Genomic DNA, 11,492 nt, shown 5'->3' on the forward strand with positions numbered 1-11,492 from the left:
AGAGCTTGTGCCTTGGCGAGCAAGTCGTCGTCGAGTGCGAGGGTGGTACGCATGGGAAACTCCTGTGGGTGTGCATCGAATATAGCACCGGAAGATGCGCTTTTTGATGTCTACCTGAGGCGCTGGAGCCATGCATACCGCTCCGGATCCTGTTGAAGCAGGAAGGCTTTCATTGCAGCTTTGCCAGCCGTATCTGCCTGCCGGTAGATGCTGCGCAGCTCATCGTCGATTCCCTGCGACTTTGCTCCGCGCTGTTCAGCCTTCATGTACCAGGCATGGCCGAGATCGAAATGGCGAAGTTCCATGTGCAGCGCCCCGAGCAGGGTGCACGGCCGATAGTTGTCGGGCTGCAGCGTGTGCGCCTCGGTGCCGAGGGCGATCGCTTGTTCGCGACGATCGAGGTCGCGCATCGCACCGCCGCGGGTCGTGAGGATGGCGGAACGGAGCTTGCGGTCGCGGGTCCGCTCGGGCGAGAGCAGGTCCAGCAGTTCGACCGCCAACGCAGCGTGCTTGGCCTTGCGGTAATGCTTGCAGGCGGTGAGTGCGATCCAGGGGTTTGCCGTTTTCCGATAGTGATCGGCGTGAAAGTTTGCCTCGAGCAGGTGGCAGGCTTTCAGCAGGTCAGGGCTTGTGTAAGGCTCCCCTTCCTCGGTGTAAAGCCACGCGAAATCCTCTTCGCGCAAGCGTGTGCCGGCTTCGAGCTGCTCGAAGATCGCGGCGAGCCGTGGTGGCAGTTTGTCCACATCGCAGTGGATGCGATATATCTCGCAGCGCTTCTTGCGCGCCTGATAGACCGGGTCGCTCTCTCGCGCGATGCGCGCCTTCTCGCGGGCGATGTGTGCGAGCGCGGCTTCCTCGATGGAGCGAGCGGCGGACTGGTAAACCGCCAGATCGATGCGTCCGAGCGAATAGTCTTGAAGCGTGCGTAGTCGGGGGAGCTGAAGCAGAGACAGCGCTTCGGCCGTCAGAGGTATCCCCTGGTAAAGCGCAGCGAGTATCTCGCTCAGGGGTGCCGACAGAGCCTCGGGGAGATCGCTGAGGTGAAAATGTGCAGCGATCTCCTGCTTCGTCGGTGGTGTCGCGCCGCCGGCATGCCGCGCCTCGTATGCGACTCTTGCGGCTGCGAGGTTGCGCTCCTGCTGCGCCAGTAGCTCCTTGCGCCGCGCCTGCTGCGCGCGCAGCACAGCCTCTGTCTCTTCCCGCACGCGCTGCCGCCGCTCCTGGGCGCTCTCTGACATTTGGGGCTGACTGGAAACTGGACTGGATGGGCGTCTTCGGCGTGCGCTGACGTAGGTCTCCTTTTGAGCGTCGAGCCTTGCCTTGGCGGCCCGCTGCTCCGCGATCCGACCCTGGTCCAGCGCGGAAAAATACGCGTCGGTGGTGATTTCGCCTACAGCGAGCCGATACAGATCATTCAGCTTCTGCTGCTGCAGGTACTGCAGCGCGAGCTGACTCAGTGGCTTGCCAGCGTTCAACTTTGCCAGCAGATCGCTCAGCCGGGTGCCGGGGAGGCGTGCGGACTCGATGTGGCCGAGGCCGTAGTGGATGGCAAGATCGTGAGCGGAGTCCGGCATGGCGGCATGTCAGCGGGTTGGAAGCGGGATTATGAGCCTACGGCGGCGCCGCTTCCAGCATGCATTTTGGCTGCCTCCGATTTCGGGTGGTAGCTCAAGCTGCATATCTCGCTGTCACGAGTTCCTTTTCTTCACCATTCACGCTCCCAGCGCCCGCGCGTGATGCCGCAAATGATCCTCGATGAAGCTGGCGATGAAGTAATAGCTGTGGTCGTAGCCCGGCTGCAGGCGCAGCGTCAGCGGGTGGCTGGCGGCGGTGGCGGCGGCCTGCAGGGCCTCCGGCTTGAGCTGCGCGGCGAGGAAGCCGTCGGCATCGCCCTGGTCGACCAGCAGCGGCAGGCGTTCGGTGGCCTGCGCGATCAGCGCGCAGGTGTCCCATTCGCGCCACTGCGCGCGGTCGTCGCCGAGGTAGCGTGAGAAGGCCTTTTCGCCCCAAGGGCAGTGCATCGGGTTGGTGATCGGGGCGAAGGCCGACACCGAGCGGTAGCGCCCCGGGTGGCGCAGCGCGCACACCAGCGCGCCGTGGCCGCCCATCGAGTGGCCGCTGATGCCGCGCCGGTCGGAGGCAGGGAAGTTGGCCTCGACCAGCGCGGGCAGCTCCTCGACCACGTAGTCATGCATGCGGTAGTGGCGCGACCACGGCGCCTGCGTGGCGTTCACATAGAAGCCGGCGCCGTGGCCGAAGTCCCAGGCGCCGTCCGGGTCGCCCGGCACCTCGGCGCCGCGCGGGCTGGTGTCGGGGGCGACGATGATGAGGCCGAGCTCGGCCGCCATGCGCTGCGCGCCGGCCTTCTGCATAAAGTTCTCGTCGGTGCAGGTCAGCCCCGACAGCCAGTACAGCACCGGCAGGCGGGCGCCTGGCTGTGCGGCCTGCGGCGGCAGGTAGACCGCGAACACCATGTCGCAGTCGAGCGTGTTCGAGTGGTGGCGGACGCGCTTGTGCCAGCCACCGAAGCTCTTCTGGCTGCTGAGGATTTCCAGGCTCACGGGCAGGTCTCCGGAATAGTGGGGTCAGAGGGGCCGGGGCCGCCAGGTTCATGGCGAGCGTGGCGGCAGCGGATCAGAAATGGATCACCGTGCGGATGCTCTTGCCCTCGTGCATCAGCTCGAAGGCCTGGTTGATGTCTTCGAGCGCCATGGTATGCGTGATGAAGTCGTCGAGCGGGATCTCGCCCTTCTGCGCCTTCTGCACGTAGCTCGGCAGTTCGGTGCGGCCCTTGACACCGCCGAAGGCGCTGCCGCGCCAGACGCGGCCGGTGACGAGCTGGAAGGGGCGGGTGCTGATCTCCTGGCCGGCACCGGCGACGCCGATGATGGTCGATTCGCCCCAGCCCTTGTGGCAGCACTCGAGCGCGGCGCGCATCAGCTTGACGTTGCCGACGCACTCGAAGGAGTAGTCCACACCACCGTCGGTGAGCTCGACGATGACCTCCTGGATCGGCTTGTCGTGGTCCTTCGGATTGACGAAGTCGGTCGCGCCCAGCTTCTTCGCGATGTCGAACTTGGCGGGGTTGATGTCGACCGCGATGATGCGCGAGGCCTTGGCCATGGTGGCGCCGATGATCGCCGCCAGGCCGATGCCGCCGAGGCCGAAGATGGCGACGCTGGCGCCTTCTTCCACCTTGGCGGTATTGAGCACTGCGCCGATGCCGGTGGTGACGCCGCAGCCGAGCAGGCAGACCTTGTCCAGCGGCGCGTCCTTGTCGATCTTGGCGAGTGAGATCTCGGGCACCACGGTGTACTCCGAGAAGGTCGAGGTGCCCATGTAGTGGTAGATCGGCTGGCCCTGGTAGGAGAAGCGGGTCGTGCCGTCGGGCATCAGGCCCTTGCCCTGGGTGGCGCGCACCGCCTGGCACAGGTTGGTCTTGCCCGACTTGCAGAACTTGCACTCGCGGCATTCGGCGGTGTACAGCGGAATCACGTGGTCGCCGACCGCGAGCGAGGTCACGCCTTCGCCCACCGCCTCGACGATGCCGCCACCCTCGTGGCCGAGGATGGCCGGGAAGATGCCCTCGGGGTCGTCACCCGACAGCGTGAAGGCGTCGGTGTGGCACACGCCGGTGGCGACGATGCGCACCAGGACCTCGCCCGCCCTGGGCGGCTCGACATCCACTTCGACGATCTGCAGAGGCTGGTTGGCGGCAAAGGCGACGGCGGCGCGCGATTTGATGGTCATGGCGGAGATCCTGAAGGCAAGCGGGCGCAAGGCCCGCGACGGGGGAAGTATCCCGATGCCGCTAAATCCGATGAATGACTAATTCTTGATTTCATGATTCCAGTTTCTGGAATACTTAGCGAGCACCGAATCGGGAACCGAACATGCTCAACCGCCTGGAAATGCTGCGCATCTTCTGCACCGCCGCCGAGTCGCGCAACTTCAAGGAGGCGGCGACCCGGCTCGGTGTGTCGCCGCAGGCGGTCACGCGCGCGGTGAAGGAGCTGGAGGACCATGTCGGCGAGCTGCTGTTCCACCGCAACACCCGCCACAACCGCATCACCGAATTCGGCGAACAGCTCGCGGCACGCGCGCGGCTGAGCCTGCAGGGCGTGGATGCGATCTTCCAGGGCACCGAGCAGGCGCGCGCCAGCGAGCTCGCCGGCCTGGTGCGCATCACCGCGCCGCGGGCGTTGGGCCGTCACGGCCTGATGCCGGTGCTCGGCGCGCTGTGCGCGCAGCATCCGGGGCTGCAGCTCGACCTGCGCTCCTCCGACCAGTTCGCCGACGTGGTCGATGAGCAGATCGACATCGGCATCCGCGTCGGCATGCTGCGCGACAGCCGCTTCGTCGCGCGCGCGGTGTCGGGCGTGTCCTTTCACATCGTCGCCGCGCCCGCGCTGCTGGCGCGCTGCGGCGCGCCGACGACGCTGCAGGACCTGGCCGAGCGCCCGACCACCGTCGCCATCGACCCCAATACTGGTCGGCCCTGGGCGTGGTTCCTGGCCGGCGGCCAACAGTGGCTGCCGCGTGCGCCCACCTTCGCCACCGACGACACCGGCGCCGAAGCCGATGCCGTGCTCGCCGGCGTCGGCTTTGGCCAGCTCACCGCCTACCTCGCCGCGCCGCATCTGCGCGCGGGGCGGCTGATCGAGGTGCTGCCCGAGCTGGCGCCGGAGCCCTGGAGCCTGTCGGTGTATCGGCCCCAGCGCGGGCCGGTGGCGGCGCGCATCCGGCTGGTGTTCGACCGCCTGGTGGACTACTTCGGCGACGGCAGCCGCTTTCCGTAGTCGATTGCCGTCCGCGCTCGCCGCGGGCGTGCTGTCCGGCGCTCAGCGCCAGGGCGCGCTCGCCGTGACGAGGTCGTCGATCTGCTGCGCGAGCTCGGCCAGCGCCGTATCGAGCGCGGTCTCGCCGCGATCGATCGCCTCTTCGAGCGCCCTCGCCGCGGCCATCAGGTCCAGTGCGCAGAGGAAGCCGGCGTTGCTCGCCAGCGTGTGCAGGCGGCGCCCGGCGGCGTCGCGCTCGCCACGGGCGAGCTCGCTGCGGGCCTCGGCGACGGCGTTGGCATTGTCCTCGACGAACATCTGCAGCAGGCTCAGGAACATCGAGCGGTCGCCGGCCAGGCGCTGCGCCGCACGTTCGCGGTCGATGCCGTCGATGACGGGGAAAGCGTCCCGCGCCTCGTCTGCCGCGTCACCGGCGCTCGCGCCCCCGGGCACGTGCGCCGCCGGCGAGGACGCCGTCGTGGCCCGAGCCGCCCGCCGCGGGCGCACCCACTGCGCCAGCAGCACCGCCATCTGCTCCAGGTCCATCGGCTTGGGCAGGACGTCGTTGGCGCCGGCGGCGCGCGCCGCGGCCTGCTGCTCGTCGCGCACGCCGGCGGTGAAGGCGATCACCGGCAGATCGTGCAGACCCAGCTCGGCGCGGATCGCGCGCGTGGCGCTGAGCCCGTCCATCACCGGCATCTGCACGTCCATCAGCACCGCATCGAAGCCGTCCGGACGCGTCTTCAGCAGTTGCACCGCCTGCTGGCCGTCGGCGGCCAGGGTGGCGGTGGCGCCTTCGAGGCGCAGGGCGCGCTCGACCAGGTCGCGGTTCATCGCGCTGTCGTCCACCACCAGCAGGTGCGCGCCCTGCAGGCGCGGTCCGCGCGGGCGCGTCACCGGGCGCGGGGCGAGGCTGCGCATCTGGTCGGCGCTCAGGCGCTGCAGCGGCAGCTCGAACCAGAAGGTGCTGCCGACGCCGGGCTGGCTGTCCACGCCGATCTCGCCACCCATCAGTTCGACCAGGCGCTTGCAGATGGACAGGCCGAGCCCGGTGCCGCCGAAGCGCCGCGCAATGCCGGCGTCGGCCTGGGCGAAGGGCGCGAACAGGCGGCCGAGCGCTTCCGCGCCGATGCCGATGCCGGTGTCGCGCACCTCGATGCGCAGGCGCAGGTCCTGTTGCCCGGTGTCGCGCGCGTCGACGTGCACCGTGACCTCGCCGCGCTCGGTGAACTTGATCGCGTTGCCGGTGAGGTTGAACAGCACCTGTTCGATGCGCAGGCCGTCGCCGAGCAGCGGCTCCTGCGGCGCGTGCGCGGCCTCGACGTGCAGGGCCAGGCCCTTGGCGCGCGCGGCCTGGCCCATCAGGCTGTCGACATTGGCCAGCAGCACGCCGAGCTCGAAGGGGCGGGGCTCGATGCGCAGCTGGCCGGCCTCGATCTTGGACAGGTCGAGCACGTCGTTGAGGATGGCGAGCAGGGACTGGCCGGCGCTGCGGATGCGTTCGACCATGTCGCGCTGGCCGGGGGCGAGCGGCTCGCGCTCGAGCACCTGGGCGAGGCCGAGCACCGCGTTCATCGGCGTGCGGATCTCGTGGCTCATGTGGGCGAGGAACTCGCTCTTGGCGGCATTGGCCGCCTCGGCGGTGGCCGTGGCCTGGCGCAGGCGTTCTTCCATTTCCTTGCGCGCGGAGATGTCCTCGACGATGACGAGATGGCGCGGCGCCTGTTCGCTGTCGACCTGCACCGGCGCGCCGGTGAGGCTCGCCCACACGATGGAGCCGTCGGGCCGCAGGTAACGCTTGTTGAGCCGGTAGCCCGCGCTCGCGCCGTGGCGCAGGCGCTCGAGCTCGTCCAGGCCGGCATGCACGTCCTCGGGGTGGGTGATGCGCGCCGGGTCGAGCCCGGCGAGCGAGGCCACCGGGCGGCCGATGATCTCGGCGAAGCGCGCGTTGGCCTCGCTGATGCGGCCGCTGTCGGAGTCGAGCAGCACCACGCCGAGCGGCGCCTGCTCGAAGATCACGCGAAAGCGCGCCTCGGCCGCACGCTGGGCCTGCAGCGCGACCAGCTCCTGGCGCTGCTGGTCGCGCCGCCACAGCAGGTAGCCGGCGGAATACACCAGCAGCAGGCCCAAGCCCATCAGCAGCGCGGTGGCCCAGGCCATGCTGCGGATGCCGGCGTAGGCCTCGCGCTCGTCGATCTCGGCCAGCATCAGCCAGGGCGTGCCGCCGACCGCAGCGGCATAGGCGAGCACCGGCACGCCGCGGTAGTCGAGACCGTTCTCGAGGATGCCGAGGCTGCCCTGCACCGCGCGCGCCGCCGGCAGGGCAGGGGCATCGAGCGCGCGGGTGAGCGCCAGCGCGGGTTCCTGCGCGTGCCGCAGCGGCGTCAGGAAGCGCACGCCGTCTGCATCGCGACGCACGAGATAGGTCTCGGCCGTGCGCGTCGGCACCGGCCAGGACTCCACCAGCGGGTACAGCGACTCGTCGGCCTTCCAGGTGAGGTACACCACCCCGGTGGGCGCGTCATCTCCGCCAATCGGCGCCAGCACGCCGTATTGCACCGTGCCGGCGGCGTCACGGTGCAGGTCGACCAGTTCGATGCGCGGGTGCGCGAGGAGGTCGGCGGCCAGCGCCGCATGCGGGCCGATGTCGGCGCCGCCGATGCGCAGTACCGGCTGCAGGGCGGTGTCGAGCACCGCAAGCCCGCCCCAGCCGCGGCGCTGGGCGACCTCGACGAGGTGGCTGCGCATGCGCTCGAGCCGCTCGCCATCCTGCCGGCCGCCGGCGAGCCAGGCGGCGAACAGGCTCTCGAAGCGCGAATCGGTGGCGAAATAGGACTGGGCGTCGATGCGCGTCTCGTGCAGCGAGTTCTCGATCTGCTCGCGCTTCTGCTCGGCGATCACCGCCAGGGTGCGGTGGGTCTCGCGGCGGATCTCCTCGCTCAGGTAGCGGTAGCCGACCACGCCGGTGGCGCTCATCAGCAGGGAGATCAGCACCAGCGGCAGGATGAAGCGCAGCCATAGCGAGGGCGCGCCATCTGCCGGGTTGGCGGGCGGGGTGGTGAGGGTGGCAGACGGCATCGTTGCAGGGGTGAGTCGGCGCGCGGGCCAGACCGAGCACTGGAGGGCGCGAGGGCAGCAGCAGCGGCTCACATCGCCCTGGGTGAATGCGCCCGCCTCGGCGTGGCAGGATCAGTGCGCGATTATGCACCGATTCGGTGCTGGCCGTCGTGAGTTTGCCCGCCTTGACCGCATCGACGACCGCGGCGGGGCACCGGCCACCGATAGACGGGCCAATCGCCGGGCGGGCGCGTATCGCAGCAATTGGGGTGAACCTCGCCTATGCTTCCCGTACGGCAACGCGGCACGAGGGCTGCTCTGCCGATGCTGATCAGTCCTTTGCCTGTTCGGTCCCGATGCGGCCCAGGATGGTTTGCGGGCCCGGGACCCAAACCGAACTGGAGGAGAGGATTCATGAACACAGCAAATGACCTTCCCGGCGCGGTCACATCGGGCAGGCTCCTGGACGATCTGGTCGCGGCACGCTTGTCACGGCGTGCCGTCCTGCAAGGCTCCCTGGGGCTGGCGGCGGTCTCGTTGTTCGGCACGCCCGCGCTGCTGAAGGCGGCCGCGGCGGCCGGGTCCCGACCGTTGTTGGGCTTCACCTCGATCGGCATCTCGCTGGCCGACACCGTGGAGGTGCCACCGGAGTACACCTGGCAGGTGGTCAATGCCTGGGGCGACCCGATCATGCCGGGCGCGGCAGACTTCGTGCAGGATGCCAGCCAGTCCGCGGCGATGCAGGCGATGCAGTCCGGCATGTTCCACGACGGCATGCATTACTTCCCGCTGCCCAAGGGCTCGGACTCGTCGACGCATGGGCTCATCGCCATCAATTACGAGTACACCGATGACAACCTGCTCAGCCCGGACGGCATGGAAACCTGGACCGCGGAGAAGGTGCAGAAGTCCAAGAACGCCCACGGGCTGGGCGTGTTCGAGGTCCGCTTCGACGGCGAGCGCTGGCACACGGTGAAGGACTCGCAATACGGGCGTCGCATCACCGCCGACACCCCCTTCGTCATCGCCGGCCCGGCGGCGGGCCACCCCTGGATGCAGACCGCGGCCGATCCGGCGGGCAGGACCGCACTCGGCACCTTCCAGAACTGTGCCAATGGCTACACGCCGTGGGGTACCTATCTGTCCTGCGAGGAGAACTTCACCCCCTACTTCGTCAACGACTCCGGTTCGATCTCGCGCCTGCAGGACCGCTATGGCGTGCCACCGACGGACAAGAGCTGGGGCTTTCGCTGGCACGAGTTCGACGAACGCTTCGACGCCGTGAAGCACCCCAACGAGCCCAATCGCTTCGGCTGGGTGGTCGAATTCGACCCCTACGACCCGGCCAGCGTGCCGGTCAAGCACACCGCCATGGGGCGCATGGCGCACGAGGGGGCGATGCTGTCCGAGGCGCCCGACGGCCGCGTGGTTTACTACATGGGCGATGACGATTTCCGCTCGCGCTTCGAGCATATCTACAAGTTCGTCAGCGCCCGGCCCTACGTCAAGGACGGCGGCTACGAGGCCAACAAGCACATTCTCGACGAGGGCACCCTGTACGCCGCCCGCTTCCATGAGGACGGCAGCGGCGAGTGGATCGAGCTCACCCACGGCAAGAACGGACTGAGCGCCGAGAACGGCTTCAGCTCACAGGCAGAAGTGGTCATCGATGCGCGCACGGCCGCGGACGTGGCCGGCGCCACCTACATGGACCGGCCGGAGTGGATCGCCGTGCATCCGACGACGCGCGAAGTGTATGTGACGCTGACCAACAACACCTCCCGTGGCGCGGGCAAGCCGCTGCATCAGCAAGAGCCGCTCGGCGCCGACGCGGCCAACCCGCGCGCGCCCAACCTGATGGGCCATATCGTGCGTTGGCGCGAAGCCGGCGCCGATCCCACCGCCACGCGCTTCGAATGGGACGTGTTCCTGCTGGGCGGCGACCCCGAGCACGCCGACCCCGTGAAGCGCAGCAACAGGGCGCTCGCCTTTGCGCAGCCCGACGGTCTCTACTGCGACCCGCGCGGCGTGCTGTGGATCCAGACCGATTCGTCGGCCGCGAACATGCGCGATACCGACCTGGTCGTCAAGGCGGACTGGAAGAACATCGGCAACAACCAGATGCTCGCCGCCGACCCCGCGACGGGCGAGATCCGGCGTTTCCTCACCGGCCCGATCGGCTGTGAGGTCACCGCCGTGCAGTTCACGCCGGACATGCGCACCCTGTTCGTCAATATCCAGCACCCGGGCGAGGCCCCGCTGGCGCACCCCGGCCGCAACGATCCGCACAAGCCCAAGGCCATCAGCACCTGGCCCGATGGCGAGGCCGGCGGGCGCCCGCGCTCGGCGACCATCGCCATTCGCCGCAAGGACGGCGGCGTCGTCGGCACCTGATGCCGCGGACCTGCCGGCGCCGGACAGGGTGCCCTCGCGGAGGGTGCCCTGTCCGGCCGCCGCCCATCTGCGCTGAAATAAGGCTAATTACCCAAGTTGGACCATTCTGCCGACGGCTGCGAGGCTGCCTTTACTGGCGGCCGGATCACCGGCCGGGCAGGAGGTTCAACATGCAGCTATTCACCAGACCGACAGCGGCTCCTGTCGGCGAGCCGCAGGCCGACGGCCTGCACTTGGCAAGCGGCAGGCCAGCCAGATCATCGACGAGGCATTGCAAAAGAACACGCAGGCGCATATCGAGGCGCTCGGCCATGCCGGCCTTTCCGAGTCGGTCGTAGCGCTCCTCCAGTCATGGGTCGAGACGACCGTCGACGCGCGGGTGCTGCAGCGGGAGCTTGAACTGAAGCAGCCGCGTGTCGGTGACGACCATGTCTCGCTGCACGCACCGGCCTGACGCCGATCGAGGCGACCATCGGGCAGCTGACATCCGCCCGCAGCCCGACGCGGTGAATCGCTATCGTTCCGGCACCGGTCCGGGTGCATATCGTGTGGGCTCGTAGCCCTGGGCGCGGAGTTCGGTCTCGAAGGCCCCGTGCAGATACAGCAACGCGGCGTATTCATGGGCGAGCCTTTGCACATCCGGCGAGATGCCTTCCCCCTCGCCAGTCACGAACTGGTCGGCCAGCATCATCTCGACTTCCTCCCGAGGCACGTCGGGATACTCACCCGCCCGGGCAATGGCCAATGCGCTGAGCGCCCGTTCATATTCGTCCATCTTCGCGCTCATGAGCCGGTTGATCTCGTTGTAGATCTCCCGCGATGTCATCGGCGCCGCCGGCTTGTCGTACAGGGCGGCAGGCACATACGGCTGCACCGTCGCCCATTCCACCGGTTCGTCGACCTGCACCGGCGTTGGAATCGCATAACCGAGGATCACGACCGTTTCCGCCGATGCCCTGCGGGTTGCCTGCTGCGCAAAGGCCGGCAGCGTCATCGCCAGCATCAGTGCCGAGATCAACAGACCTCGCATGGTCTTGCCCATGGTATTCATAGGAATCACCGTGAATCAGTTGCAACGCCGGGCCGGGTGGGAGTCGAAGCCATCCTTGTCGAGGAGCCAAATCCCCGTGATGCCCTGACCATAGCCGATGGCGGCGCGGATTCAAGATCGCCCTGAGCAAGCAGGCCCATGGCGCCCCCCGCGTCCTTGCGGCAGAATGCCCGCCTTCGCCCCCTTGGCATGAACCGGAGCCCGCCCCGATG

Annotated in this window: 9 protein-coding genes; 3 read left to right on the forward strand and 6 right to left on the reverse strand. The window is 68.4% G+C overall.

The window, feature by feature from the left end:
• The 4 genes from PLC66_RS22995 to PLC66_RS20975 form a co-directional block, all read right to left on the reverse strand.
• Positions 1-53: type II toxin-antitoxin system VapB family antitoxin (locus tag PLC66_RS22995; RefSeq protein WP_503012251.1), on the reverse strand; the 53-nt coding region annotated here is incomplete at its 3' end.
• A gap of 57 nt (positions 54-110) precedes the next feature.
• Positions 111-1,574 carry a hypothetical protein gene (locus PLC66_RS20965; RefSeq protein WP_324544138.1) on the reverse strand — a complete coding sequence of 488 codons (1,464 nt, stop codon included), beginning with the start codon at positions 1,572-1,574 and terminating at the stop codon, positions 111-113.
• Between the two features lie 138 nt (positions 1,575-1,712).
• Positions 1,713-2,561, reverse strand: coding sequence for an S-formylglutathione hydrolase (fghA, locus tag PLC66_RS20970; RefSeq protein WP_324544139.1), 849 nt, complete (start codon positions 2,559-2,561; stop codon positions 1,713-1,715).
• Positions 2,562-2,634: 73 nt separating this feature from the next.
• Positions 2,635-3,750 (reverse strand): S-(hydroxymethyl)glutathione dehydrogenase/class III alcohol dehydrogenase, encoded by a 1,116-nt coding sequence (locus PLC66_RS20975; protein ID WP_349769711.1) that lies wholly within the window; start codon positions 3,748-3,750, stop codon positions 2,635-2,637.
• Between the two features lie 143 nt (positions 3,751-3,893).
• On the opposite strand from PLC66_RS20975, the gene PLC66_RS20980 reads away from it, so the two are divergent.
• On the forward strand, positions 3,894-4,799 hold the full coding sequence (locus tag PLC66_RS20980; RefSeq protein WP_324544140.1) for a LysR family transcriptional regulator: 906 nt from the start codon (positions 3,894-3,896) through the stop codon (positions 4,797-4,799).
• Between the two features lie 42 nt (positions 4,800-4,841).
• On the opposite strand, the gene PLC66_RS20985 is transcribed toward PLC66_RS20980, so the two are convergent.
• Entirely contained in the window at positions 4,842-7,856 is a 3,015-nt protein-coding gene (locus tag PLC66_RS20985; RefSeq protein ID WP_324544141.1) for a hybrid sensor histidine kinase/response regulator, read from the reverse strand.
• A gap of 393 nt (positions 7,857-8,249) precedes the next feature.
• Between PLC66_RS20985 and PLC66_RS20990 the strand changes: the two genes are divergently transcribed.
• Both PLC66_RS20990 and PLC66_RS20995 read left to right on the forward strand, forming a co-directional pair.
• Positions 8,250-10,229, forward strand: coding sequence for a PhoX family protein (locus tag PLC66_RS20990; protein ID WP_324544142.1), 1,980 nt, complete (start codon positions 8,250-8,252; stop codon positions 10,227-10,229).
• A 271-nt stretch (positions 10,230-10,500) separates the two neighbouring features.
• Positions 10,501-10,683 carry a hypothetical protein gene (locus tag PLC66_RS20995; protein WP_324544143.1) on the forward strand — a complete coding sequence of 61 codons (183 nt, stop codon included), beginning with the start codon at positions 10,501-10,503 and terminating at the stop codon, positions 10,681-10,683.
• A gap of 60 nt (positions 10,684-10,743) precedes the next feature.
• Here the strand turns inward: PLC66_RS20995 and PLC66_RS21000 are convergent, their stop codons facing one another.
• Positions 10,744-11,280, reverse strand: coding sequence for a hypothetical protein (locus tag PLC66_RS21000; RefSeq protein ID WP_324544144.1), 537 nt, complete (start codon positions 11,278-11,280; stop codon positions 10,744-10,746).
• Positions 11,281-11,492: the final 212 nt, after the last annotated feature.

This window comes from Thauera sp., assembly GCF_035444905.1.
Classification (GTDB): Bacteria; Pseudomonadota; Gammaproteobacteria; order Burkholderiales; family Rhodocyclaceae; genus Thauera.

Bases quoted from the DNA above. Each gene is read 5' to 3' on its own strand.
- PLC66_RS20975 (WP_349769711.1), bottom strand. From the start codon at position 3,750: ATGACCATCAAATCGCGCGCCGCCGTCGCCTTTGCCGCCAACCAGCCT.
- PLC66_RS20980 (WP_324544140.1), top strand. From the start codon at position 3,894: ATGCTCAACCGCCTGGAAATGCTGCGCATCTTCTGCACCGCCGCCGAG.
- PLC66_RS21000 (WP_324544144.1), bottom strand. From the start codon at position 11,280: ATGAATACCATGGGCAAGACCATGCGAGGTCTGTTGATCTCGGCACTG.
- PLC66_RS20990 (WP_324544142.1), top strand. From the start codon at position 8,250: ATGAACACAGCAAATGACCTTCCCGGCGCGGTCACATCGGGCAGGCTC.
- PLC66_RS20965 (WP_324544138.1), bottom strand. From the start codon at position 1,574: ATGCCGGACTCCGCTCACGATCTTGCCATCCACTACGGCCTCGGCCAC.
- PLC66_RS20985 (WP_324544141.1), bottom strand. From the start codon at position 7,856: ATGCCGTCTGCCACCCTCACCACCCCGCCCGCCAACCCGGCAGATGGC.